Origin of the sequence: Maribacter sp. MMG018 (genome assembly GCF_018100785.1) — a bacterium.
In the GTDB taxonomy this organism is placed as follows: domain Bacteria; phylum Bacteroidota; class Bacteroidia; order Flavobacteriales; family Flavobacteriaceae; genus Maribacter.
Window position 1 is genome coordinate 712,792 of the sequence record NZ_JAGJEC010000001.1, and the last position, 25,925, is coordinate 738,716.

25 protein-coding genes and 1 pseudogene are annotated in these 25,925 nt (G+C 35.7%); 24 read left to right on the forward strand and 2 right to left on the reverse strand.

Annotation, left to right across the window (positions count from 1 at the left end; all coding sequences use genetic code 11):
* Positions 1-699: 699 nt before the first annotated feature.
* From J8L85_RS03090 to purD, 21 genes and pseudogenes are all read left to right on the forward strand, one after another.
* Complete coding sequence (locus J8L85_RS03090) at positions 700-1,569, forward strand: M23 family metallopeptidase (protein ID WP_211014426.1); 870 nt, start codon at positions 700-702, stop codon at positions 1,567-1,569.
* Positions 1,570-1,573: 4 nt separating this feature from the next.
* Positions 1,574-3,085: a GH3 auxin-responsive promoter family protein gene (locus J8L85_RS03095; protein ID WP_211014428.1), complete on the forward strand. Its 1,512-nt coding sequence runs from the start codon at positions 1,574-1,576 to the stop codon at positions 3,083-3,085.
* A 38-nt stretch (positions 3,086-3,123) separates the two neighbouring features.
* Positions 3,124-4,803, forward strand: a complete 1,680-nt coding sequence (locus J8L85_RS03100; RefSeq protein ID WP_211014430.1) for a hypothetical protein — start codon at positions 3,124-3,126, stop codon at positions 4,801-4,803.
* Between the two features lies 1 nt (position 4,804).
* Positions 4,805-5,812, forward strand: coding sequence for a hypothetical protein (locus tag J8L85_RS03105; RefSeq protein WP_211014432.1), 1,008 nt, complete (start codon positions 4,805-4,807; stop codon positions 5,810-5,812).
* Between the two features lie 10 nt (positions 5,813-5,822).
* Positions 5,823-6,845, forward strand: coding sequence for a dTDP-glucose 4,6-dehydratase (rfbB, locus tag J8L85_RS03110; protein WP_211014434.1), 1,023 nt, complete (start codon positions 5,823-5,825; stop codon positions 6,843-6,845).
* A gap of 4 nt (positions 6,846-6,849) precedes the next feature.
* Positions 6,850-7,704 carry a glucose-1-phosphate thymidylyltransferase RfbA gene (gene rfbA / locus J8L85_RS03115; protein ID WP_211014437.1) on the forward strand — a complete coding sequence of 285 codons (855 nt, stop codon included), beginning with the start codon at positions 6,850-6,852 and terminating at the stop codon, positions 7,702-7,704.
* 18 nt (positions 7,705-7,722) lie between these two features.
* Entirely contained in the window at positions 7,723-8,268 is a 546-nt protein-coding gene (gene rfbC, locus J8L85_RS03120; protein ID WP_211014439.1) for a dTDP-4-dehydrorhamnose 3,5-epimerase, read from the forward strand.
* On the forward strand, positions 8,265-9,044 hold the full coding sequence (rfbD, locus tag J8L85_RS03125; RefSeq protein ID WP_211014442.1) for a dTDP-4-dehydrorhamnose reductase: 780 nt from the start codon (positions 8,265-8,267) through the stop codon (positions 9,042-9,044). Before rfbC ends, rfbD begins: the two co-directional genes overlap by 4 nt.
* A gap of 66 nt (positions 9,045-9,110) precedes the next feature.
* Positions 9,111-9,391 (forward strand): annotated as a pseudogene (locus J8L85_RS03130) (UDP-N-acetylglucosamine 2-epimerase); the annotation flags it as partial.
* Positions 9,392-9,926: 535 nt separating this feature from the next.
* Entirely contained in the window at positions 9,927-10,682 is a 756-nt protein-coding gene (locus J8L85_RS03135) for a hypothetical protein (RefSeq protein ID WP_211014444.1), read from the forward strand.
* A complete protein-coding gene (locus tag J8L85_RS03140) occupies positions 10,679-11,719 on the forward strand; it encodes an N-acetylneuraminate synthase family protein (protein WP_211014446.1) in 1,041 nt (346 codons plus the stop codon). Before J8L85_RS03135 ends, J8L85_RS03140 begins: the two co-directional genes overlap by 4 nt.
* 2 nt (positions 11,720-11,721) lie before the next feature.
* Positions 11,722-12,243 carry an HAD-IIIA family hydrolase gene (locus tag J8L85_RS03145; protein WP_211014448.1) on the forward strand — a complete coding sequence of 174 codons (522 nt, stop codon included), beginning with the start codon at positions 11,722-11,724 and terminating at the stop codon, positions 12,241-12,243.
* Positions 12,244-12,383: 140 nt separating this feature from the next.
* Positions 12,384-13,841, forward strand: a complete 1,458-nt coding sequence (locus J8L85_RS03150) for an oligosaccharide flippase family protein (protein WP_211014450.1) — start codon at positions 12,384-12,386, stop codon at positions 13,839-13,841.
* Between the two features lie 20 nt (positions 13,842-13,861).
* The gene (locus J8L85_RS03155) at positions 13,862-14,893 is read left to right on the forward strand and encodes a hypothetical protein (RefSeq protein ID WP_211014453.1); all 1,032 of its coding nucleotides are present in this window, start codon (positions 13,862-13,864) and stop codon (positions 14,891-14,893) included.
* A gap of 7 nt (positions 14,894-14,900) precedes the next feature.
* Complete coding sequence (locus J8L85_RS03160) at positions 14,901-16,292, forward strand: hypothetical protein (RefSeq protein ID WP_211014455.1); 1,392 nt, start codon at positions 14,901-14,903, stop codon at positions 16,290-16,292.
* Positions 16,267-17,448: an O-antigen ligase family protein gene (locus J8L85_RS03165; protein ID WP_211014457.1), complete on the forward strand. Its 1,182-nt coding sequence runs from the start codon at positions 16,267-16,269 to the stop codon at positions 17,446-17,448. The genes J8L85_RS03160 and J8L85_RS03165 overlap by 26 nt, the downstream gene beginning before the upstream one ends.
* Positions 17,449-17,451: 3 nt before the next feature.
* Positions 17,452-17,928: a PssD/Cps14F family polysaccharide biosynthesis glycosyltransferase gene (pssD, locus tag J8L85_RS03170; protein WP_211014459.1), complete on the forward strand. Its 477-nt coding sequence runs from the start codon at positions 17,452-17,454 to the stop codon at positions 17,926-17,928.
* Between the two features lie 4 nt (positions 17,929-17,932).
* A complete protein-coding gene (gene pssE, locus J8L85_RS03175) occupies positions 17,933-18,415 on the forward strand; it encodes a PssE/Cps14G family polysaccharide biosynthesis glycosyltransferase (protein WP_211014461.1) in 483 nt (160 codons plus the stop codon).
* Positions 18,416-18,425: 10 nt separating this feature from the next.
* Positions 18,426-19,778, forward strand: coding sequence for an undecaprenyl-phosphate glucose phosphotransferase (locus tag J8L85_RS03180; protein ID WP_211014464.1), 1,353 nt, complete (start codon positions 18,426-18,428; stop codon positions 19,776-19,778).
* Positions 19,779-19,783: 5 nt separating this feature from the next.
* A complete protein-coding gene (locus tag J8L85_RS03185; protein WP_211014465.1) occupies positions 19,784-20,761 on the forward strand; it encodes a UDP-glucuronic acid decarboxylase family protein in 978 nt (325 codons plus the stop codon).
* A 42-nt stretch (positions 20,762-20,803) separates the two neighbouring features.
* Positions 20,804-22,075 carry a phosphoribosylamine--glycine ligase gene (purD, locus tag J8L85_RS03190; RefSeq protein ID WP_211014467.1) on the forward strand — a complete coding sequence of 424 codons (1,272 nt, stop codon included), beginning with the start codon at positions 20,804-20,806 and terminating at the stop codon, positions 22,073-22,075.
* A 16-nt stretch (positions 22,076-22,091) separates the two neighbouring features.
* Here the strand turns inward: purD and J8L85_RS03195 are convergent, their stop codons facing one another.
* Positions 22,092-22,313 carry a uracil phosphoribosyltransferase gene (locus J8L85_RS03195; RefSeq protein WP_211014470.1) on the reverse strand — a complete coding sequence of 74 codons (222 nt, stop codon included), beginning with the start codon at positions 22,311-22,313 and terminating at the stop codon, positions 22,092-22,094.
* 42 nt (positions 22,314-22,355) lie between these two features.
* Here J8L85_RS03195 and J8L85_RS03200 point away from each other — a divergent pair, with 42 nt between their 5' ends.
* From J8L85_RS03200 to J8L85_RS03210, 3 genes are read left to right on the forward strand one after another with little or no spacing between them, the layout of a single operon-like run.
* Complete coding sequence (locus J8L85_RS03200; protein WP_211014472.1) at positions 22,356-23,291, forward strand: hypothetical protein; 936 nt, start codon at positions 22,356-22,358, stop codon at positions 23,289-23,291.
* Between the two features lie 33 nt (positions 23,292-23,324).
* Positions 23,325-23,927, forward strand: coding sequence for a DUF4254 domain-containing protein (locus J8L85_RS03205; RefSeq protein ID WP_211014474.1), 603 nt, complete (start codon positions 23,325-23,327; stop codon positions 23,925-23,927).
* Positions 23,914-24,963 (forward strand): glycosyltransferase family 9 protein, encoded by a 1,050-nt coding sequence (locus J8L85_RS03210; RefSeq protein ID WP_348771719.1) that lies wholly within the window; start codon positions 23,914-23,916, stop codon positions 24,961-24,963. Before J8L85_RS03205 ends, J8L85_RS03210 begins: the two co-directional genes overlap by 14 nt.
* Before the next feature lie 4 nt (positions 24,964-24,967).
* On the opposite strand, the gene J8L85_RS03215 is transcribed toward J8L85_RS03210, so the two are convergent.
* Complete coding sequence (locus J8L85_RS03215; RefSeq protein WP_247656543.1) at positions 24,968-25,651, reverse strand: TetR/AcrR family transcriptional regulator; 684 nt, start codon at positions 25,649-25,651, stop codon at positions 24,968-24,970.
* Positions 25,652-25,925 lie beyond the last annotated feature (274 nt).

Genomic DNA, 25,925 nt, shown 5'->3' on the forward strand with positions numbered 1-25,925 from the left:
GATAACAAATGTAAGAAAAAGTTATTAGTTTGTTGTTAATATTAACCTTAAGTGTTTTTTTATTTGCATTAATAAAAATGGAGAAAATTCAAATGTTGGGTTTCAACCTACAACATTAAATAATACCTATTGGTATTATTTAATGTTCTATCTTAAACGGGGTTTTGCTGTATTAAATAAAAGGAACAACCAAATTTGTGGTGCAGGTTAAGTAGGTTTAAAACAAAGAATAGCCTTATCTGCTCCATCGTTATCTTTTTAGATTATTGGAGTTTATATTGGTATGATGTTCCAAATTAAAAGTTCGATGTTTCTAAAATCACATTGCTTAGGCATCTAATGTAGATAAAGGAATAAAAATTTAGCACACTTAACTTGGTGAACAAGCGGATGCTTTGTTAATTTTGACCATAGGTTTTTTGTACTACGGCCAAATCTAATTTCACAGATGTATTTGACCAGTAATAGTTGATTAGCCAATGATGTTATGGGGAATTAGCTGTTCATATGTTGTAAAGAAAGTTAAATACCACCAAAAACTGCAGAAGAGGACTAGATTGGAACGAATACCAGTCAGCAAGTAAGATTTAAAACCAAAGACGAATAAAAAACGTACGTAAAGAATAGCAAGACTTTACTTGATGGAATAAATCATTTCAAAGAAGGTCTTAATTAAATTCTAAGCTTATCTTTGTTAGGATGGCCAAAAAAGTTAAAAAGAGAAAAGAAATAAAGCGAAAGTTACTTCATAAGTATCGTTTGGTGATCCTAAATGAAAGTACTTTTGAAGAAAAGATATCCTTTAAGCTAAGTAGGTTAAATGTATTTGTGACCGGATCTCTTCTTATGATCGGGCTTATCGGTCTAACCATTTTACTGATCGCCTTTACTCCCCTTAGGGAATACATTCCGGGGTATTCATCCACAAAACTTAAACGGCAGGCCACAGAGCTAACCTATAAGACAGATTCTCTTGTAAGAACATTAAATTATACCAATAAGTATCTTGATAATATCCGCATGGTCTTAAGAGGGGATATAGAGAACAATGAAATTAATAGGGATTCTTTGTTCGAGCAATTTAAGATAGATCCCTCTTCGGTAGACCTGACCCCGATAAAAGAGGATTCCCTTTTACGGGCAGAGGTTGCTTTAGAGGACAAGTACAATTTGTTCGAAAGATCTACAAGCAAGAAAAACCTGGTCTTGTTTCCTCCCGTTTCGGGCATGGTATCCATGGGTTATGATTTGGAGAAAAAACATTATGCGGTAGATGTGACCGCCCCTAAGGATACGCCTGTGAAAGCAGTGGCGAACGGTACCGTTATATTTTCCGAATGGACGGCAGACACCGGTTATGTGATTATAATAGAGCACCAGGGCGGTTTGCTTAGTGTGTATAAGCACAATGGCTCTTTGGCCAAGTTTCAAGGAGCGGTCGTTCGTGGCGGAGAAGTAATAGCATCTGTAGGAAATACAGGAGAATATACTACCGGTCCCCATCTTCATTTTGAATTATGGGAAGACGGAAACCCTGTTAATCCTCAGGATTTCATTGATTTCAATTAAGAACATGTCGTTAAAATCTGTAGCAGCCAAAGTTTTTGCGCAATTAATAGCTAGTAAAACATCAAGGTGGACCAAGCACCCTTTTGATACCCAAAAAAAGGTGTTTAAGGAATTGATCCATAACGGGGCTAGAACAAAATTCGGAAAGGACCATGAATTCGGCAGTATTCGTAGTTATGAGGATTTTGTCGCCAAGGTACCGGTAAGGGATTATGAAGAGCTAAAGCCCTATGTAAATTTGGTTGTGGAAGGACAACCAGATGTATTATGGCCCGGAAAGCCCATTTATTTTGCGAAGACTTCGGGTACGACCTCTGGGGCAAAATACATTCCGATTACAAAGGGATCTATAAAAATGCAAGTGGAAGCCTCTAGAAATGCCATTCTTAATTATATACATGAGACGGGAAGGGCAGATTTTGTAGATGGTAAAATGATATTTTTGCAGGGAAGCCCGATACTTGAAGATAAAAACGGAATTAAACTGGGGCGCCTTTCAGGAATCTCCGCACATTATGTTCCTAATTATTTACAAAAGAATAGACTGCCCAGCTGGGAGACCAATTGTATTGAGGACTGGGAGACGAAAGTGAACCAAATTGTAGAGGAAACAAAGGATGAGGATATGACGGTAATCGCCGGAATACCTTCATGGGTGCAAATGTATTTTGAAAGATTAAAGGAAAAGACCGATCGGAATATTGGAGAACTGTTCGAGAATTTTGAGCTTTTTATTTTTGGAGGGGTCAACTATGAACCCTATCGAAAAAAGTTTGAGGAATTAATAGGTAGAAGAGTGGCCAGTATCGAACTTTTTCCTGCAAGTGAAGGCTTTTTCGCATATCAAGATTCTCAGACCGAGAAAGGGATGCTCTTGTTGTTGAATTCTGGAATATTTTATGAATTCATTCGGGTAGATGAGTTTTTTAACGAAGACCGAAAAAGACTTACTTTAAGTGATGTAGAGCTAAACGTCGACTATGTAATGATCATTTCCACCAATGCCGGTCTGTGGGCCTACAATCTTGGAGACACCATTCGGTTTGTTTCCTTAAAACCGTTTAAAATAGTAGTTTCCGGAAGGGTAAAACACTTTATATCCGCTTTTGGTGAGCACGTAATAGCAAAAGAAGTCGAAGAAGCCATGATGACGGCAACCAAGAAAACGGATACCAAGGTTAACGAGTTTACCGTAGCTCCTCAAATAACACCGGTAGAAGGAGAACTTCCGTATCATGAATGGTTGATAGAATTTGAAAAAATGCCTTCTAACGTAGACCAGTTTGTTCAGATTTTGGACGAGGCGTTGCAAAAACAGAACAGCTATTATTTTGACTTGATAGAAGGTAAAGTCTTGCAACAGTTAAAAATAACCCCGATCAAAGAAGGAGGGTTTAGAGACTATATGAAGTCTATTGGAAAGCTAGGAGGGCAAAACAAGGTGCAGAGATTATCGAATGACCGAAACTTGGCTGATAAATTGAGCAATTTTAAAGTAAATTTGCCTAAAAGTTAAAACAAATTATTAATCGTAATTTTGTTGGATATCTTAATATGGATAAAGCAATTACACCCACTAGGGCCCAAGAATCTACAAATGCCATCGAACGCATGTACATTACCATGCGTCATCTTTTTAATAGAGGCTTTTATAAACCGAACGGTGTTTCTGGAGAAGCACTTAAGAATGCGCTTTTGTTGCTCAGACCTGAAATATATGGATCTGTAGGAGAAGAGAGAACAGAGCTTAACGGTCTATTATATGTGCTGGATAGGTTGCCAGAGGGCATAGAGCAATGCAGGTTTATAAACCTTACTTCCGACGAGGGTTATGGCATCTCCCATATACGCCCTATTGTTCCGCCAAAAAGAAGGCGTAATTGTTATCGTATAGATGACGAACAAATGAACATTGAGATTACTAGGGGCCGTTCCGATATCTACGACATTCTTACGCATTTGACATTTCTTTTTATAGAATCTGAAAAGATCTGTAAAAAAGTACTCATACCTGAGTCCAATAAAACGGTCAGAGATTGGCAAAAACTGGAAAATGCCGTTAAAAAGGAAGAATTGGAACAGTCGGAAAGAGAGATTGCCCTAATTCATACCGCCAATATTTTAGGAAGGTCTTTCGAAGAAATATTGGATGTTTACAATAAACTCAGTACAAAGGAAAATCCGGAAAGATTCCTGAAAATTATTTATTGGTTGGGCAAATTGGCCCTTGACGAAGAATTGACAGGAGAAAAAAGGGCGATTACCTTTACATCGTTGTTGCGTGAGCGTTTAGGGCATCACATTCACGGTGAAATATGGGCAACTAACATTAAGAACATACTTAAAAAGAACAATCTTTTAAGTAGGCCTATCCATATTATTTCTGCCAATATGCACAGTGTCATGAATTCTCTTTTCGCCCAAAAGGCCCTTAAAGATGAATTTTCCGATTCCGAACCTATAGAAATTTACGAAGCCTTGAGTAGTTCTGGTAACGAACATCTTAGAGACAAGGTAAAAGCTGTGGCGGAAGAAAACGGTATGATATCTATAGACGACACTTCCGGAACAAACATAGATGTGCAAATATTCGACACTTCTAAATTTAATAAAGAAGTTTGCTCGTATGAATTTTCCAACGACAAAGATGTGGAAAAACCTGTTATATTTGTTATGGACTATGCATTTGGGGAACAGGCCTTTGAAACTATAGATGAGCTTCTAAAACCATTTGGAAATAAGAAGAATGAATCCTTTTTAAATGTTTTATCTGTATCCATAATGGGCAAAGCAGGTATTTTAGAAGGGGGAAAAGGAGATATAATGATTCCTTCTGCCCATATTTTTGAAGGAACAGCGGATAATTACCCGTTCGAGAACGAGTTGTGTGCAAAGGATTTTGAAGGATATGGGTTAAAAGTATTCGAAGGCACAATGGTCACCGTTTTGGGAACATCGTTACAGAATAGGGATATTCTTGACTTTTTTCACAAATCTACATGGAACGTAATAGGCTTGGAGATGGAAGGGGTGCATTATCAGAAAGCGATACAATCTGCCTCTAAAATCAGAAAAAGCATTAGAGAAGATGTAAAGGTCAGGTACGCCTATTATGCTTCTGACAATCCATTGGAGACCGGTAGTACCTTGGCCTCTGGCGGATTAGGGACCACAGGGGTAAAACCCACTTATTTAATAACCGACAAAATATTAAAACAGATATTTAACTCATAACATGGCTGATAACAAACCAAATACTGCCTCTAGCTCAGATGAGATAGATTTAGGACAGTTGTTCAAAATGATAGGAAAGGCGGTAGACCGAATAGGTGTCGCTTTTTTACGGGTATTCCTTTATTTTAAAAAGAATGTACTTATTCTAATTGGACTTCTGGTAGTGGGCGTGGCCATTAGTTATGCACTGAGTTTATTGGTGAGTGAAAAGTTAAAGACCGAGACTATCGTACGACCTAATTTTGACAGTGAAGATTATGTGTATGATGCCGTTGCGGAAATCCAGGCGAATATTTTAAGTAAAGACACCGTATTTTTTGAGAAAATGGGAGTTTCTTTCAAGGACGTAGAAGGATTCAAAATTGATATACAGCCCATTACAGATCCGGAGGAAACAAAGGAAGAGGCAGAGCAGGAGTTGGAGTACTTAAAAATACTTCAAAACTTTAAGGAAGAAAATTTTGTCGTCGATATTATACGATCAGAACTGACCAAGAAAAGTATAATACCACATCGTATTACCTTTACTTATACGGATGCCGAAAAGGGACCTATAGTGGCACAAAAGATATTAGCGTATATTAATAATAATGTTTATTATGATAAGCTGATTACAATGTTTAGGGAAAATGCCCAGACCCGTATAGAGAAGAACACAGCCCTTATTTCCCAGATAGACAACCTTATCGATAATTATACAAAAACGCTTGCACAAGATACTGTAGAAAGACCTCAAGGATCGGTATACATGGAAAATGAAAGTGCGCTTAACATAGGGAGTTTACTTTCTTTAAAAAACATGTTTCTAAAGGAAATAGAAGAAAAGAAAGCCGAACTTGCCGAACAGAACGAGATTTTGAGTATTATAAACATGGGGAATCCCCAAGTCTTTAGAAAACCGTTTTTCGCCAATAAGTTTTTCTTGATTCCTACCGCTTTGGTGGCTTTATTTTTCGTGATATCCTTTATTCGCTTTTTGAACAGGAAAGCTCAAGAATTGCAGTTATAGAAAAGCACAAATGTCCAATAGAACAATTCTGATAACAGGGGGAGCTGGTTTCATAGGCAGTAACTTTATTCCGTTTTTTTTAGAAAAACATAGTACTGTTTCAGTAGTGAATCTAGATAAACTTACCTATGCAGGTGATCTTGGGCATCTTAAGGAAGTTAAAAATAACGAACGGTACAAATTTATTCAAGGAGATATATGTAATGCGGATTTGGTAAGGGCGATTTTTAAGAATGAGCAAATTTCGGATGTCATACACTTTGCCGCCGAGTCACACGTAGATAATTCGATTGAAGGACCGGAAACCTTTATTAAAACCAATATCAACGGAACCTTTACCTTGCTGGAAGCTGCGCGGGAACATTGGTTGGATAATGCGAATAGTGGAAAGAATGGGTTTGAAGCATCTCGCTTCCATCATATATCAACAGATGAGGTTTATGGGAGTCTTGGAAAATCGGGTTTTTTTGATGAAAATTGCGCATACGCCCCCAATAGTCCATATAGTGCATCAAAAGCATCTTCCGATTTTTTAGTGCGTAGTTATTTTCACACTTATGGTCTCAACGTAATTACTACGAACTGCTCTAATAATTATGGGCCCAAGCAGCATGATGAGAAATTGATTCCGACCATTATCCGAAAAGCTTTGAAGGGAGAGGAAATACCTATTTATGGCGATGGGAAGAATGTGAGGGATTGGCTATATGTGCAAGACCACTGTCTGGGAATAGATTTAGCCTTTAGCAAAGGAAAGATTGGAGAAACCTATGTAATTGGAGGAAATAATGAACACAGCAATATTTTCATAGCGCAAAAAATATGTGCTATTTTAGATGAGGTTTACCCGAAAAAGACGGGAAGCTATAGTGAACAGATCACCTTTGTCCGTGATCGTTTGGGACATGATTTCAGATATGCCATAGATGCAACAAAGATCAAAACCGAATTGGGTTGGCAATCTAAGTGGGATTTTGATTCCGGACTTCGGGAGACTGTTTCGTGGTACATGAACAAATATCAGCAAGGTTAATCGTATGAAAGGTATCATTTTGGCAGGAGGGTCTGGAACGCGCTTACATCCACTTACATTGGCAGTAAGCAAGCAGCTTATGCCTATTTATGATAAGCCCATGATATATTACCCTTTGGCAACGCTTTTATCGGCAGGGATACAAGAAATATTGATCATTACCACGCCACAAGATATTGCCTTGTTTCAAAAATTATTGGGCGATGGTAGCCAATTGGGCTGTAGTTTTGAATACGCCGTACAAAAGAACCCGAACGGATTGGCAGAAGCCTTTATTATAGGGGAAAATTTTATAGGAAAAGAAAAAGTGGCCCTTATTTTAGGGGATAATATTTTTTATGGTTCTGGCCTTGCCAAATTGCTGCAAGCGAACAATGACCCCGATGGAGGTATCATTTATGGATATCATGTACAAGACCCAAAAAGGTATGGTGTCGTTGAGTTCGATAAGGAAGGAAAGGCCGTTTCCATTGAGGAAAAACCTGAAAACCCTAAATCGAACTATGCGGTTCCGGGCATCTATTTCTATGATAACGAAGTCGTGGAAATAGCAAAGGGCATTAAACCTAGTCCAAGAGGAGAGCTGGAGATTACCGACGTTAATAAAGTATATTTGGCAAAGAAAAAGTTGACCGTAAGTATTTTAGATCGTGGCACCGCTTGGTTAGATACGGGAACTTTTAGTTCTTTGATGCAGGCATCACAATTTGTTGAGGTTATTGAAGAGCGACAAGGATTAAAGGTAGGGGCTATTGAAGAAGTGGCCTATACCATGGGGTATATTTCACGAAAACAATTGCATAAACTGGCCGAACCACTGTTAAAAAGTGGGTACGGCAACTATTTACTAGAGCTATAATTAGCTGAAAACCATAATATGAAAATTACGGAGATTGGCTTAAAAGGCTGTTATATAATTCAACCGACACTGTTTAACGACGAGAGAGGTATTTTCTTTGAATTGTATCAACAGAAAAAGTTTGAAGAGGCTATCGGACAAAAAGTAAACTTTGTTCAAGATAATATCTCGGTCTCGAAAAAAGGGGTGCTACGAGGGCTTCATTTACAAACGGGAGTTCATGCCCAGTCCAAATTGGTACAAGTGGTTCATGGGGAAGTCATGGATGTCATAGTCGATTTAAGACCCAAAAGTGCCACTTTTGGGGGGCATTACAAGTTTATTTTGTCTAGTGATAATAAAACATCCCTTTTTATACCAAAAGGTATGGCCCATGGTTTTGTTACTTTGAGCAAAGAAGCTACGTTTATGTATAAATGTGATGCTTTTTATAACGCGACATCAGAAAGTGGTATAATCTATAATGATAAAGACTTAAATATAGACTGGCAAATCCCTGTTGACTCCCCTATTGTTTCTGAAAAAGATAGACAACTTCCTACTTTTAAAGAATTTTTTAAATGAAATCCGTACTCGTTACCGGTGCCAACGGTCAGTTGGGAAGAAGTATAAGGGATATTGTTGCCGATTACCCTGATTTACAGGTTACCTTTAAAGGAAAAGATACGTTGGACATAGCAAACGATCAAGAAGTAAAGAACACTTTTGATTCTTATAAATATGACTATTGTATTAATTGTGCCGCTTATACCAATGTTGAACAGGCGGAGATAAACCCGGAACTTGCTTATAAAATAAATACTGAGGGAGCCAAGAATTTGGCATTGGCCTGCAAAGACCATAAAACGGTTTTAATTCATATATCTACGGATTATGTTTTTGATGGCACTAAAAGAGAACCTTATGCGGTTGAAGACGAACCAAACCCCATCAATGAATATGGCAAATCAAAGTTAGAAGGAGAGGTGGTTATTCAAGAAATATTGAATGAGTTTTTTATTGTTCGTACGTCATGGTTATATCATAAAGTGCATGGAAAGAATTTTTATAAGAGTATTTTGGAAAAAGCGAGGTCGGGAGAAGTACTAAAGGTGACCGATGCACAAAAAGGTTGTCCGACGAACGCCAGTAATTTGGCTCGGTATATTTTAGAGTTGATTACCCAAAATAATAAGGGGTATGGTATTCTTCATTATACCGATAATGAAGCAATGACCTGGTATGATTTTGCAAAAAGGATACTTGAGGAAAACAATCTGAGTCACAAGGTGCAACTTGAGAAAGCGAAGAATTATCGCACTTTTACTATTAGACCTGAGAATAGCACTTTAAAGAGCTGAATATCAATACATGAAATTAAAAAAAAGATTCTAATTGTTTTTGGCACCCGGCCAGAGGCAATTAAGATGGCACCATTAGTAAAAGAATTCCAAAAGCATGCTGATGAGTTTGAAACCAAAGTTCGTATAACGGCCCAACATAGGGAAATGCTGGACCAAGTACTTTCCTTCTTTGAGATTAAGCCCGATTACGATTTGGATTTAATGAAACCCAACCAAAATTTGTATTCCTTAACGGCTGATATTATAACAGGGTTAAAGCCTGTTTTAGAGGAATTTGGTACAGGTTGTTTTTTATTCATGGCGACACCTCAACTAGTATTGAAGGATTCTATTCTGGTGCAAAGCCCTTTCATGAGAAGGTGGGGCCTCTGCTTTTAATATAAAATATCCCTTTCCCGAAGAAATGAGCTGATGTTTTGTAGATCTTGTTTCACAATACCTAAAAACATACTAACAAAATCTATCTTAAGTAAATTAAATAGGTTTAATGTTGAGGTAGTTATATTTAGTGTTATTATTGATTGTAATAAATTATACAAATACTTATCGGTCAACTCTCGATTCCAACAAAGGAGAACAAGTTTTTATGTTGAATAAATAAATGAGGGATTTTATATATAGGATGATTTATTAAATTATATCCCAGATTTGATAGTTGCATAGTAAATAAAGTGTTTAGGAGGTATATGTTGATTATTTGTGGAGAATATTTAACTGTTTCATGTATTCTATTATAACGGCGTTTTATATTTCATTTTTCGGGCATACTTGTCTTTTCAGTTCATAAGTTAAACAACGAAAGACCAAAGGGGTTGTTAGGGTCAATAATAATCGTAGATTTGTTCAAATTGATTAAAAAATTATTTATAGTGCTAAAATATGCCTAGAATAGGAATAATAATTCAAGCAAGAACAGGATCCACTCGATTGCCGGGTAAAGTAATATTACCGTTTCATGGAAATAAATCTATTTTGGATGTGATATTGGAAAAAATATTGGTGTTCAAAAATAGGTTTCCAATAATCCTTGCAACCAGTACAAAAGAGAACGATCAAGTTTTAAAATATTATTCAGACAAGTATGGTATAGAATTTTTTGTAGGCAGTGAGAGTAATGTTTTAGAGCGTTTTTATATGGCTGGACAAGCACATAATTTAGATGCTATAGTAAGGGTTTGTTCAGACAATCCTTTTTTAGAAATCGAATATTTGAACAATCTCTTATTTCTTTATGATAATCATGAGGGGTTGGATTATTGTAGTTATAAAACTGCAGAAGGAATACCCGTGATAAAGTCACATTGGGGTCTTTTTTCAGAAATTGTTACGGTATCTGCTTTGCGTAGGACACTAGAAGCTACTGAGGATGTGTTTTATCAAGAACACGTAACTAATTATATTTACGGTCACCCAAAAAAATTCAATGTTAAATTATTTAATGCTCCAGAATTGGTTTTTAAGAGGGAAGATTTTAGATTTACGGTGGACAACGAAATTGATTTCGAAAACATGTCTACATTGTATTCATTGAGCAAAAAAAATAATTGGGATTTAGAAAATGTTATTGCTGAGATTGATAGGAATGAGTCCTTAAAAAGTAGTATGATTAACAATATAAATATATACAAAAAATGACTTATATAATTGGGGAAATAGGGCAAAACCATAATGGATCAGTAGATATTGCAAAGCTAATTGTAGATGTAGTAAGCAGACCAATCCATGACAAATTGTTTGGTAAAGAACTAAGGCGTATGGATGCGGTTAAATTGACTAAAAGAGACTTAAAGCAAGAGCTTTCCTCCTCACATATGGAAAAACCTTATGATTCACTACATTCATTTGGAAAAACTTATGGGGAGCATAGAGAGTTTTTAGAGCTCGATGATGACCAACATTTGGATATTTATAATCACGCCAAAGAAAAGGGGTTGGATTTTGTTGAAACATTATGTGCGGTAAGTTGCCTAAGTCTTTTAAAAAAATTTGTTCCTGACAGGTTGAAAGTGGCTTCTAGGGATTTGACAAACATTCCATTGTTAACTGCAATGGCGGAAACCAAAATACCAATAATTTTATCTACGGGAATGGCGGGAAAAAAAGAATTAGACGATGCTTTGGAAGCCATTGGTAGATACCATACTGATATTTCAATTTTGCACTGCGTTTCGGAATATCCAACAAAATATGAAAATGTTAATTTAAGGACTATAGACTATTTAAAGAAGAATTATGACGACTACAAAATAGGTTATTCAGATCATACGATAGGAATTGCCACTCCAATAGCTGCTGTGGCTATGGGTGCTGAAATTATTGAAAAGCATATTACCCTAGACCGGCAAATGAAAGGTACTGATCAAGCTGGATCATTAGCTATAGATGGTATTTATAGAATGATGAGAGACATTAGAAACCTTGAACTTTCTTTTGGAAAGGAAGACATTTTTATAGAAGATTCTGTAAAAACGGCAAGGTGTAAATTAGAACGCTCAATTGCAACGATAAAACCATTGGAAGAAGGTCATATACTTACTGAAAATGATATTCATTTATTAAGTCCCGGTGATGGGTTTAAATGGGTGGAAAAGGATCAAATTTTAGGGAAAAGATTGATTAAACCATTGCCAAAGGATGAGATTATTTACCCTAATAATTTGAGAAGACAATAAAAATGCTTCCAAAACTTGTTTTAACGGATATAGATGGAGTATGGACGGATGGTGGTATGTATTATGATGAAAAGGGAAATGAATTTAAAAAATTCAACACATATGATAGTGCGGGAATACTCTTTTGTAAACTATTGAATATCCCAACGGGAATTATTACTGGAGAATCTGCAGACTCTGTTAAGCGCCGGGCTAAAAAATTAAATGTAGATTACGTTTATCTCGGAGTAAAGGATAAAGTTAGAATTGTAATGCAACTTTGCGAAAAACTTGATATAAGTTTGGACGAAATAGCTTTTATTGGCGATGATATTAATGATTATAATCTTTTGCAAAAGATTAATTTAAATGCTTGTCCTAACTCAGCACCAAATTATATTAAGGACATTGTTAATTGGGTAATGAAAAAAAATGGAGGAGAAGGGGCTTTTAGAGAGTTTGTGGAGAAAATATTGGAGGAGAACAACATTGACATACCCGAATTGTTAAAAACCCACAATATTATAGGCAAATTCAATCAATAGATAGACTACTTCAGACTTGAATTGATAAACTAATTTATCCTCAAATTTTTTTGTTAAAGAGTTTCCGTTAATGGAAATGTTATTGGACCGTAATATTGCCAGTTGGTGGATTTTGGTCTAAGTTTAAATTTAAGGGATTCATGAGCATTGTAAAAAAAACGGGGATATTATTGCTGTCAGAAGTAATAGCCAAAGGTGTTGCTTTCATGTTGATTCCTCTCTATTCTTTTTTGATATTACCGGATGATTTTGGGAAGATTGCTATTTTACAGATTTTTTTTACCGCATTTCAAATTTTGGTGTCATTCTCGCTCAAGAGCACATTTGACAAGTATTTTTTTGACAGTAAAGAGAAGTCCATTAATACCTTGTTTTCTAATTTAATTGTACTACAATTCATAACACTCGTTCTTGGTGGTCTTGTTTACTTAATTTTTTTACGTTTTTTTGCGAGCCTTCTTAATATTGGAAATAATCAATACTTTGATATAGTATTTGTTACTACAGTGTTAGCTGTGTTTTTGCCAATTGTAAACTCATATTTATTGTGTATTGGTGACGTAAACAAAGTGGGTAAATATTCAATTGTTATTTCGGTGGTGCGCAGTGTAATAGCTTTGGTTCTAGTATTGAATATGGAAGATAAGATTCTCGCTGTTTTATTGGCTAATTTGGTTGAGCATTTACTTGGGGCTCTTATAGCAGCGCCTTTTTATATTAAGAGAATCAGCTCAAAACACATAAGGGTTCATACTATAAAGGAAATGGGTGTTTATTCGCTGTTATATTTCCCTGCAATAGTATCAAATTTTTTAATTAAATTTTCCGATCGTTTAATGATTCAATTTATGTTAGGGTACCAAAGTCTTGGCATCTATGCTATGGGAACTAGACTGGTAAATATACCGGGTCAGTTTATATCAACAATAAATAAAAATTTCACACCTCAAATTTATCAAAGTATTAGTGAGGATAATATATTGGATTTCAACAAGCTAGTAAGATTTTTCTTAGTGTCTATTTTTGTTTTATTGTTTGGTTTAATACTTTTTTCTAAGGAAGTTTTTTATCTCATTGGGGATGAGTATCAATCTTCCTATGCAATATTTATAATATTATCATATACATCCTATATAAATGGATATAATCTTATGATTCAGCCATCTATGACATACTATAAGAAATATGTCAAGTATAAATCAATTATTTTTGTTTCTATCGGTATAATCAATATCATCTTCAACTTTTTAGTTATCCCCAAATATGGTATAACGGGAGCTGCTCTGGTAACAGCAGTATCGTACTTGGCATCTATTCCGTTTAGTTATCATTATTCGAGAATGGCTTATAAAGCCAATTATTTTATCAAATGGTTCTATTTGTCTTGCGTTCTTTTGGCTGGGATTTCATTATATATGATTATAAGTGTTGATGAAAGTTCTATATTTGAATTTTGTGTAAGAATTATATCCTTTTTAGGAATAGGATATCTATTTGTAGTTAGATTAGCAAATCTAAAAAATTTGTATAGTAAATTGAGTTTTTTCGTTAAAGTTAAATTAATATCCAAAGACACAGAAAGGCATAAAAAGGATTAATTGCAGCTAAAAATTATTTTATGGCGAAAAACATACTCGTAATAGTGGAATCTCCATTACAGTTGATAAATGCCAATGAGTATATTAGAGAATTTGCCACGGACGCAAAAATTGATTTTTACTTAATCAGTTCTAGGGAAGTTAATAATCTTGACCAAATGAATGAAACTTTTAAACTTTTAAAGTTAAAAGGAGACATTGTAAGAATTACTGTTCAAGATATTAACAAAAGTAAGTTGACTAGATTAAATTTCTACAAAAAGGTAATTGGAGTTGCATGGAAAAAAGACAACAAACAATATGATTTGGTTCTTGTAGGGCATATTACCTCGATATACCAATTAATCTTAGCAAATACAATAGATTCTCAGGTCAAAACTATTTATCTGGATGACGGTACATCTTCATTTTATGAGCAGAGGGTGTTGCAAAATCAAAGGATAAAATCTTTTTCCCCGTGGTATAAAAGAATTTTTCCAGCTTTATTAGGTTTGAGCGCAAATATTAAATATTATAAAGGAGGCTTATATTTTTACACAATGTATAGGGAGCTAATAACCAAAGAGTTTCCTCACTTGATGTATTCCTTGAATAACTTTAATTATTTAAAAAGGAAATATAGCCAAAAGGATAGGGATAAGGATGTGGTTTTTTTTATTGGAACACCTTTTTATTGGAAATCGGCCAGGTTAAATAATTCAAAGGAGCTTTTTCGACAAATAGCGGAATATTATATTGATAAAAAAGTCATATATTTTCCACACAGGTATGAAGGTAGGGAGCATAAAGACTTTGTAATGGAATGTGGTTGGGAAATTAATGAAACAGGGTTACCTATTGAGTTATCTTTAATCAATTCAGATAGTTTGCCTAAAGAATTCGCAATGTTTACATCATCGGCTTTTTATACGATAATAAAACTTATTCCTTTTATAAAATTCAAATCTTTTGAGCTGAATAATCTATCAGATACATTGAATAGTGAAAACACATATAAATTATATCGTGAATATGATAAAATAAAAGAAATTGAAGTTATAAAACTATCTTAAGATGAGGTTGACTTTAAAAAAAGACATTTACAGTTTAGGTCTGATTGCCTTTGGATTGAACTTAGTACTTTTTTTGACCTTATCGATAAATCTTTTTTTGGGATTTGCAGTACTTCTTTTGATATTCTTTGCAATTGTAGGAAACTCAAAGTTATTTTTTGCTTTTTTTATTCAAGCAATTTTTTTTCAAAACACCTTTATAGCTTTCTTCTCGGGCGTTATCGGCTCCAATACTGAATTTAAGGTGTTACATGGCATTAACTTTTTACTTCCTTCTTTACTTGCCGTGTTTATTTTTAAAAATAGCTCAATGTTTATTAGCAAATCCTTCTATCTAAGGACCATAGGTGTTATTTTGTTGCTAATCATCTATTTTGTCTTTGGGATGATGAATTATGGGGTTATGAACAGTGTAGTGTATTTAAGGTTGTATGTTGCCCCAATTCTTTATTTATTGGCTGGAATATACTTTTCCAATAGATTGGAACTTCCTTTTTTAAATAATAATATGAAGGGTTTGTTCATTATTTGCGTAATTATAACTGCTCTTCAGTTTTTGTTTCCCTTAATCGTTTCTTTCTTTCTTAATGACCTTAGTTATTTTGGTATTAAAGTAGGTGTGGACAATTGGGAAGAGCTGCTTGCTTTTTATAGAAAAAAAAGGTTGTTCAACATATCCTGGTTTGATGTTAAACTAGCCAGAATAGGCTCATTAATCAAAAGTATCATTTCTTTGGGTTATTTTTTGTCAATTTTAGGTGTTTACTTTTTCTGGCCTTATAAGAAGGGGCGTTTGTTTTTGATTTTCATACTAATGGTTTTATCTGTGAATTCTAAAGGAGCATTTTTGGTGATTTTCTTTTCTATGTTGCTTTACTTTTTAATGTATCGTATCAACTTATCAAAAAACCTTGCCTTTATGATTTATTTTATTATCAATGTTTTATTGGTTTATTTAGGTATTTATAGTAGAAATGAACATATTGTAGGTTTTTTTTCGGGAATAGAATACTTGCCAACAATAGGTAACGGGTTAGGGTTTGGGGGTAATCTATCAAGTTCTCTCGTATCAAATTATTCTGGTAGTCCGTTGCCGGATTTGGGTTATTGGACTAGGTTTCAAAATGGAAGCGAAAGCGTGTTTGGGGTTCTTTTTTCTAGCTTGGGAATCATGTCGTTGTTTTACATCTATTATTTTGCGGATACTATCAAAAAATTATTTAGATTATTTGACTCTTCTACTGTACAAGTTAATATTCTTAAGATATTGACAATTGTACTTTTCGTTCAAGGCATATATCAAGAAGAGGCATTCTCTCCTTATGCTTTTGGACTTGTGATGTTTTTGGTTGGTTTAAACCTAAAATCCGTACATGAGAATAAAGCTATTTCAGTATAGTATTTGCGTATTTGCATTTAGTTTAAGTTTTAATCCGGATTGGAGCAGTAAGGCTATTTTGTTGGCGGGAATTATGGCTCTATTTAATTTAAGATTTGATAAAAATGCCCTTAGAGGTAAACTTTTGTATTTCCTGCTGGGACTTTCTGTTTTTACTATTTTCAATCTCTGTATAATTGCCAAAAGTTTTGATGGGTCATTTTTGATTTTAGTAGGTTTATTGTTTCTTTTCTACTTTTTGTTTTTTCATACCAGATTGGAATCAAGTTGGTATAAATATTTTTTTATCTCATTTACGATAGGAGTGTATTTTGTTGGTTTTTTAAATTTAGGCGTGGCATTATTATACATTTCAGATATTGACTTTATGTCTCTTTATAATACCTGGTCTAATTATTCTGTAATAGATATTCAAAAAATATATTATGCACTTTACCTAAACATGGCTTTTTTATTTATTATTGACTTGGTAATCAAAAATGCGAGAAGATATAGGCCTATTATAATTACCGCAATTTGTTTAGCCACGCTTTTGCTATTTGTGTATTCTGGTTCTTTGAGTGGAATTGGGATGTTCTTGGTATTATGTGTGCTCATAACTGTCTATTACGAATTACCTAAATACTTCCATGGGGTTTCTGCTATGTTCGTGCTGTTGCCGTTGGTAACTTTTTTAGCTTTAATAAATCCATCAGCGCAAAAAATATTTAGTAAAGTTGATGGAGAGAACTCTAGAATTAGAAATTTTAACGTCAATAAAGAGTTGGTGTTCCAATCTCCAATAATAGGCTATGGACTAGGTAAGGAGTTAGAGACGATGCAGAAGGCCCGTGAACCAGGCAGTTGGGAGTTTAAAAATAAGTATCATGCCCATAATCAGTATTTCGAGTTTTTTTTGGGAGGAGGTATGGTTTTGTTTGCCGTATTTGTTTATTTATTTTCCTTATTATTAATGAGTGCCTATAGTAATTACAGTAAATCTCTTTACCCAATAGGTTTTTGCATAATTATGGTTTTTGTGTTTTTAATAGAATCAATCTTAAGAAGACATCATGGTTTTATGTTTTTCACTTTTTTCTTTATGCTTTTCATGGGGTACTTAAGTAATAATAATAGTGTAACTTTGAGCAAGGAAATCAAAAGAAACAGTTTATAGTTTATGGGGCGCACTAAAAGGGTTTTGTTAATTTCCAGTGTTGGCGGACATTTAGAACAACTTTTGGGGTTAAAAGTAGTTATTGATGAATTCGAAAGTTATATGGTGACCGAGAAGAATAACTCAACAATTAACCTAAAGAATAAATTACCCAATCTTTATTTTATACCGTATTTATCTAGAAAGAATCTATTAAGTTTTATTGTAAACTTCATAAAAGGTGCATATATATCTTTTAAGCACTATTGGAAGATAAAACCAAGTGTGATAGTTACTACTGGTTCTGGGGCGGTTTTGCCAATGTGTTTAATAGGTAAGTTATTTGGTAGTAAAATAATTTTCATTGAGACATTTTCTCGAATCGAGAGCAAAACAAAAACGGGAAAGTTAGCCTATTACTTTGCAGATTTGTTCATAGTTCAGTGGAAGGAATTACTATCAATTTACCCTAAGGCAGTTTATATAGGACATATTTATTAGTGGTATGGTGTTTGTAACTTTAGGAAATCAAGATTTTCAGTTTAAGAGATTATTAACTAACCTTGAAAAACTCAAACTGAAAGGGGTGATAAATCAGGAAATTATTGCTCAGATTGGTCATACAGTTTTTGAGAGTGATTATATGGAAATAAGGGAATTTCTGTCTCATGAAGAATTTAATCAATTAATGAACGAAGCGGATTTCATTATTTGCCATGCCGGCACAGGTTCAATAGTAAATGCTATAAAAAGGAAAAAGAAAGTTATTGTAGCGGCAAGATTAGCAAAATATAAAGAACATATTGACGACCATCAACAGGAGATTAAAATTGCTTTTGAAAAAAAACAGTATATATTGGGCACTAACAATGAAATGACCGATCTCGAGGAAAAAATGAAGATGATAAAACAATTTGAACCAAAGGAATTTGTTTCAAACAATGAAAACTTTAATAATCAACTAGTTTCTATCATCAAAGGGTTGTAATTTATTTTAAATGTTTTTCAAACAAGGTAGATATTCAGGATTCATTACACCATTATCTTATATCATGGATTTATTGGTGGTGAACCTGTTCACTAATTTTCTTCCCATAAACTTTCAAAACCCAATTCTATTCCACAGTTATATAACCATTGCGTGGGTCGTTTTGTCATTTAAGAACGAGTTTTATGAAGTTCACAGGTACTCTAAGGTTGTTGTAATACTTCGTAAGCTATTTACACAATTTGTTTTTTTCTTCCTGATACTGTATGCCTATATAGGTTTTTTTAAACAACCGTTGATGAGTAGACTGGCCTTAGGAAAGTATTTTCTTTTGGTGTTCGCCGGTGTATCTGTCTTAAAGTTTTTGAGCTATACACTTTTGATGAAATATAGAGAAAGAGTCAAGGGTAATATTAGAAACGTAGTGGTTATTGGCAAAAGTAAGAAGGCGAACCAGTTAATAGACGTTTTTAATGAAAGACGTGAGTATGGATATCAGTTTATGCGACAGTTTTCCACAAAAGATGCCAATTTCGATTTAATAAGTTGTTTCAGGTATATCGCCAATAATAATATCGACGAAATATACTGTTCGGTATCTGAATTGAAAAACGAAGAGATTGCAGCCTTTATAGATTTTGCGGATAATAACCTTAAAACACTTAAATTTTTGCCTGACAATAAAAACATCTTTTCCAAAAAATTGAAATTCGAGTATTATGATTATCTCCCCATACTTTCGTTACGGGATATACCATTGCATAATTCGTTGAACGCCTTTTTGAAGAGAATGTTCGATATCGTTTTTTCTTTGATAGTTATTTTTGGAATCTTAATTTGGTTCGGGCCCATCTTGGCCTTATTGATCAGGTTAGAATCCAAGGGTCCCGTGTTCTTTATTCAAAAACGTACAGGATTCGATAACAATGAATTTTATTGCTTTAAATTCAGGTCTATGGCCATGAACAAAGATGCGGATACGCTACAGGCCGGCAAAAACGATATGAGGGTTACGAAAATTGGTAAGTTTATACGAAAAACCAGTATTGACGAACTACCTCAGTTCTATAACGTGCTTTTTGGAAACATGTCCGTTGTGGGTCCAAGACCACATATGTTAAAACATACTGATGAGTATGCCAGTAGGGTGGATAAGTATATGTTACGGCACTTTGTAAAGCCTGGTATTACCGGACTTGCCCAAGTAAGAGGATATAGGGGAGAAATTGAACAGGACAGTGATATTCAGAACAGAATTAAGTTTGATATATTTTACGTGGAAAACTGGTCTTTTTTCTTGGATCTAAAGATTATTGTGCAAACGGTCATTAATGCATTTAAGGGAGAGGAAAAGGCTTATTAAATAATATGAAAAGAATACTAATAACCGGTGCAGCAGGCTTTTTAGGTTCGCATTTATGCGATCGGTTTATAAAAGAGGGGTTTTATGTGATTGGTATGGACAATCTCATAACGGGTGATTTGGACAATATTTCGCATTTGTTCCCACTGGAGAATTTTGAGTTTCACCTTCACGATGTAACAAAGTTTGTACATGTTTCCGGAAAACTGGATTACATTCTACATTTTGCATCACCGGCTAGCCCCATCGATTATTTAAAAATTCCTATAAAGACCCTAAAGGTTGGTTCTTTGGGTACATTGAACCTTTTAGGGCTGGCCAAGGAAAAGAATGCTCGTATTTTGGTAGCGTCCACCTCTGAAGTGTACGGCGACCCTTTGGTACACCCGCAGAACGAAGAGTATTATGGCAATGTAAATCCAATCGGACCTAGAGGCGTATATGATGAGGCCAAAAGGTTTATGGAGTCTATTACAATGGCGTATCATCGCCATCATGGACTAGATACCCGCATTGTACGTATTTTTAATACCTATGGGCCTAGAATGCGTTTAAACGATGGCAGGGTAGTACCCGCCTTTATGGGGCAGGCGCTAAGGGGTGAGGACTTGACGGTATTTGGTGATGGCTCACAAACACGTTCTTTCTGTTATATAGACGATCAGGTAGAAGGAATATACCGATTGCTATTTAGCGATTACACAGATCCTATAAATATTGGAAATCCGCACGAAACCACGATCAAGGATTTTGCGGAGGAGATAATTGCCCTTACAGGTACCAGTCAAAAGGTAATTTATAAACCATTACCTAAAGATGACCCTATGCAACGGCAACCAGATATAAGCAAAGCGAAAAAAGTACTGGGTTGGGAGCCGAAAACGCCGAGGTCCGAAGGATTGAAAATCGTATACGATTATTTTAAATCACTGTCTCCACAGGAGTTACAGAAAAAGGAACATAGAGATTTTACTTCTAAATAGTTTTATAATACAGCAAAGTTTATTTTTGCCAAAATCATTCTTATGAACATTCTTTTACTTGGCTCTGGGGGTCGTGAACATGCAATGGCTTGGAAAATAAGTCAAAGTCAAAATTTATCTAATCTATATATTGCTCCTGGTAACGCAGGTACTGCCGAATTAGGCGAGAATATACCAATTGGTGTTAATGATTTTAAGGAGATAAAAAAAGTAGTCCTTTCCAAAAACATAGAACTTGTTTTGGTGGGGCCAGAAGATCCTTTGGTGAACGGTATACACGATTTCTTTTTACAAGATACCGAGTTGAGCAACGTTCCTGTGATAGGACCTCAAAAAATGGCCGCGACCTTAGAGGGTAGTAAAGAGTTCGCCAAAGAATTTATGATGCGACATAATATTCCAACGGCACGGTATAAAAGTTTTACGGCTGAAACTGTGGAGGATGGTTTTCGTTTTTTAGAAGAGTTGAGTGCTCCGTATGTTTTAAAGGCCGATGGTTTGGCCGCTGGAAAAGGGGTGGTTATTTTAAACGATCTGCAGCAGGCCAAAGACGAGCTTAAGGCGATGTTGGTAGATCAAAAATTTGGAACTGCCAGTACCACCGTGGTCATAGAAGAATTTTTGGATGGCATTGAGCTGAGTGTTTTTGTGCTTACCGACGGGGAACACTATAAGGTTTTACCGACCGCTAAAGACTATAAACGTATCGGCGAAGGTGATACGGGGCTTAATACCGGCGGAATGGGGGCCATATCGCCCGTTCCTTTCGCTGATGAAGTGTTTATGGACAAGATAGAGCAGCGAATCGTTAAACCTACCGTAGAAGGCCTTAAAATAGATAATTTACCCTATAAGGGATTTATTTTTATCGGTTTGATCAAGGTAGGGGACGACCCTAAGGTGATAGAGTATAATGTGCGCATGGGCGATCCGGAAACAGAAGTTGTTTTGCCAAGGATACAAAACGATTTCATTGAACTTTTAAAAACGGTAGCTGCGGGAACCTTGAACGATGTAGACCTGAAAATAGATGAGCGTTCTGCCACTACGGTGATGACCGTATCAGGAGGGTATCCGGGTAGTTATGAAAAAGGAAAGGAAATTACGGGAATCGAATCTATAACGGATTCTATTGTCTTTCATGCCGGAACCACATTAAAAGAAGGAAAAGTGGTGACCAATGGTGGTAGGGTCATGGCTGTAACTTCGTACGGGGACAATTTTAAGGAAGCCCTTAAATTATCCTACAACAATGTGGAAAAACTGGATTTCGACGGAATTAATTACCGAAAGGATATAGGCTTCGACCTATAATTATAATAGGTCAGGTTTAAAGGAACGAATGAGAAGTACTGGTCTTGTCCTCTTCTCCGTTGTCGTTGAACTTTTTTAGTTGTAGCATCCAATAAACGAAAGCAACAAAGCCGATCAACATAAACAACCAATTGAGTATGTTAGAAAAGGCCCAGCTATCCGCGAACCTGAAAAAATCCAAAGGGGCAAACAATACGTTTACGAACAAATCCTCTATACCTTCAAAAAATGACTTCATCTTATTGTTATATTTACACCCGCAAAAATATAAAAATCATACATGATTTCAAGCATTTTTGGAAAAACTAAGCCGATCAACTTCATTATTGTTGCCGGATTTGTCCTTTTTTTCTATTTAACAGTTCAGAATTTTTTGTTCGAACAAAGCTTTTTAAGTAACGGGACGGCGCAGAAAATACTCGTGCTGGGGTCACTTTTGTTCAGTGTTTTTGTTGTAGATTTTATTGTAAAAAAGAACAAACTTACCGGGCCCAATTCGTACGCTATACTGTTTTTTGCGATTCTATTGGTTGTTTTTCCGGAGTCTTTGGGCGACGATAATGCGGTGTTATGTAGTTTTTTTCTGCTTTTGGCAACTAGGCGCCTGCTTAGTGTAAAATCGCTTAAAAGCATTAGGTTGAAAATATTCGACGCCAGTTTATGGATATTGGTTTCCAGTATCTTTTACGATTGGGCCGTTCTATATTTAACATTGGTGATGGTCACTATATACGTTTATGATGCAAAGAATATCAAAAACTGGTTGGCTATTTTTTCAGCGGTTCTTTGTTTTTCAATGATTTTGGTTAGTACCGTCCTACTGTTGGACAAGACTGATTTTCTTACCGACCACTATGATTTTAGCATAAATATCGAAGCGATCTATCCTCTACACTGGACTTCGAGCATTAAAGTCTCCCTATACATATTCATAAACGTTGTCTTATCTATTTGGACATTTTTAAAACTCAGTAATGCCGGATTGGGAAAAATCATCACCATCCGGTTGATTACATTCTCTTTTTTATTGGGGCTTATCGTGAACCTCTTGGTCATTTCCCGCAATGGCAACGCCATTATGGTCACTTTTTTCCCTTCAATAATATTGTTGACCAACTATGTGGAATCCATTAGGAAGGAAAAATTTAGGGAACTTGTTCTATTGGGCTGTATATTGGTTCCCATAGTAGTTTTTGTGAGCCGCCTTTTAATTTGACAATAAGGGGTATCTTTGTGTAAAATTCTGATTATGTTTAGTGAGTTTGCATTTGATATTTTTGAAAAAAGCATTGAAAAATATCACGAAAAGGATGATGTATACCAATCTTTCGAAAATCCGTATCCCAAAGATGATATAGCCCATTTGCTCTATCGAAAAAATTGGATAGATACCGTTCAATGGCATTATGAGGATATTATAAGGGATCCCGATATTGAGCCGAACGCTGCCCTTGACCTAAAACGAAAGATAGATGCCAGTAATCAGGATCGTACGGATCTGGTAGAGTACATTGATAGTTATTTCCTAAAAAAATACCAATCGGTAGAAGTGTGTGAAGATGCTACGATAAACACCGAAAGCCCCGCTTGGGCCATTGACCGCCTCTCTATTCTTGCCCTAAAGATCTATCATATGAGAGAGGAAGCCAATAGAACCGATGCCTCTTCCGATCATTTAGAAAAATGTAATGCGAAACTTTCTATTTTATTAGAACAGAAGAAAGACCTTTCTACGGCTATAGACCAATTGTTAGATGATATTGAGGCTGGTCGTAAATACATGAAGGTATATAAACAAATGAAAATGTATAACGATGAGGAACTAAATCCCGTCTTACGTGGTCAAAAATAAGCCTCAACATTTATTGGTCATTAGACTTTCTGCCATGGGAGACGTGGCGATGACGGTTCCTGTCTTAATGGCTTTGACCAAAGAGTATCCTGAACTTAAGATTACTTTTTTAACGAAAGCTTTTTTAAAACCTGTTCTTGAGAATATTCCAAACGTAAAGGTGTACGTTGCGGAAGTTAACGGTAGACATAAAGGTATTAATGGCTTATGGAAGCTATACAAAGAACTTCGTAAGTTGAATATTGATGCTGTAGCGGACCTGCACAATGTATTGCGAAGCAACATTTTAAAAATCTTCTTTGGTTTAAGTGGAACACCGTTCGTACAACTGGATAAAGGAAGAGCCGAGAAAAAGGCTTTAGTGGCAGAAAAAGACAAGAAATTCGAACCTTTGATGCCCATGTACGATAGGTATGCGGAAGTTTTTTCGAAATTGGGCCTTGGGTTTCAATTAGACACGAAATGTATATGCAAGCCAAGACCATTGGCTGAAGGTATAAAGTCGAAACTGGGGTTAAAGCCTTTAAAAACTATCGGAATAGCGCCGTTCGCGGCTTTTGAAGGAAAGGTGTACCCATTGCCACTAATGGAGAAAGTTGTTTCTGAGTTGAATGCTGTAGCAAAGTATCAGATCTTACTTTTTGGAGGAGGGAAGAAAGAGGCGAAAATACTGGAAAAATGGGAAGGTACATATGAGAATTGTATATCCGTTATAGGTAAACTTAGCTTTAAGGAAGAATTAAACCTGATCGGTAATTTGAATGTCATGGTCTCAATGGACAGTGGAAACGGTCATTTGGCGGCCATTTACGGTGTTCCCGTAATTACTTTATGGGGAGTTACCCACCCGTATGCAGGGTTTTACCCTTTTGGGCAAGATGAAAGCAATGCCCTATTGGCAGATAGGACGCGTTTTCCCTTGATTCCTACTTCGGTGTATGGGAATAAATTTCCTCCGGGCTATGAAAAGGCCATGGAGACGATTCCTCCAAAGAGGGTAATTCATAAAGTACTCGATATAATTAGCGGGCAATAATGGTCTAAACACCTACGGTCATAGGATGTAGGGATCTAAAATATTGTTTTAATTGTGACATAAACCTATATTTTTTGGCACTTGGTGCTGCACCTACCATTAATGTTCTAATACCAAAATAGGCACTCATTAAATAAGTGGCCACAGCTTCACAGTCAACATGCCGGTCTATATATCCATTGAATTTTCCTTTTTGAAGAGTAGAGACCAGGTTTACTTCCCAAATAGCGACCACATCGTTTAAATGTTTCATGATGTTCTCGTTCTTTCCTTGAAATTCGGTCAGAAAATTGCTCAGAATACAGCCAAAATCCATTTCATTGTGTACCGCCGTTTCCAAGGCATCTTCAAAGCAGTTGGTTATTAGGTCCAATGGGTTCTTATGGCCCTCTATGGGTTCTATTAAAGTGCTATAGACTTTTCTCGCAAGTAGGTTTTGCACGATTTGAATAAAGAAATCTTCTTTAGAATCAAAGTGATAGTAGAAAGCTCCTTTCGATAACGAAAGCCTTTTTAATATATCATCGATACTTGTATTGTAATATCCTTTGCTATAAAATAATTCCAGACCGGTGGTCTGCATATTGTGCATGGTGGCCATGCGTTTTAAATTTTTGTCCATGATTTCAAGATTTGGGTTATCCGACCGTATGGTCTGTACAAAGAACTCAACAATATCTCTCCTCATTGGCGATAAACGGTGTAGGGAAGAAAATAATCGGTAAAAACCCATTATTCGGACGAACTACATATTTAGCCATCGGAGAAACGGACCGACCAGTCGGTTTAGGTGCAATTTTATAGGTTGAACGACAAGCTTGTTAGATGCAGTATACGGTATATATGGGGTATAGTGGGCGCTTTGACGCTTCATGAATTTAGCTTTTACCCACAAGGGATGATGGCTCCCTATTCTTTTTGAGGCTTATGAGGAAAAGGTATACCGGTCTAATTGATGGTAG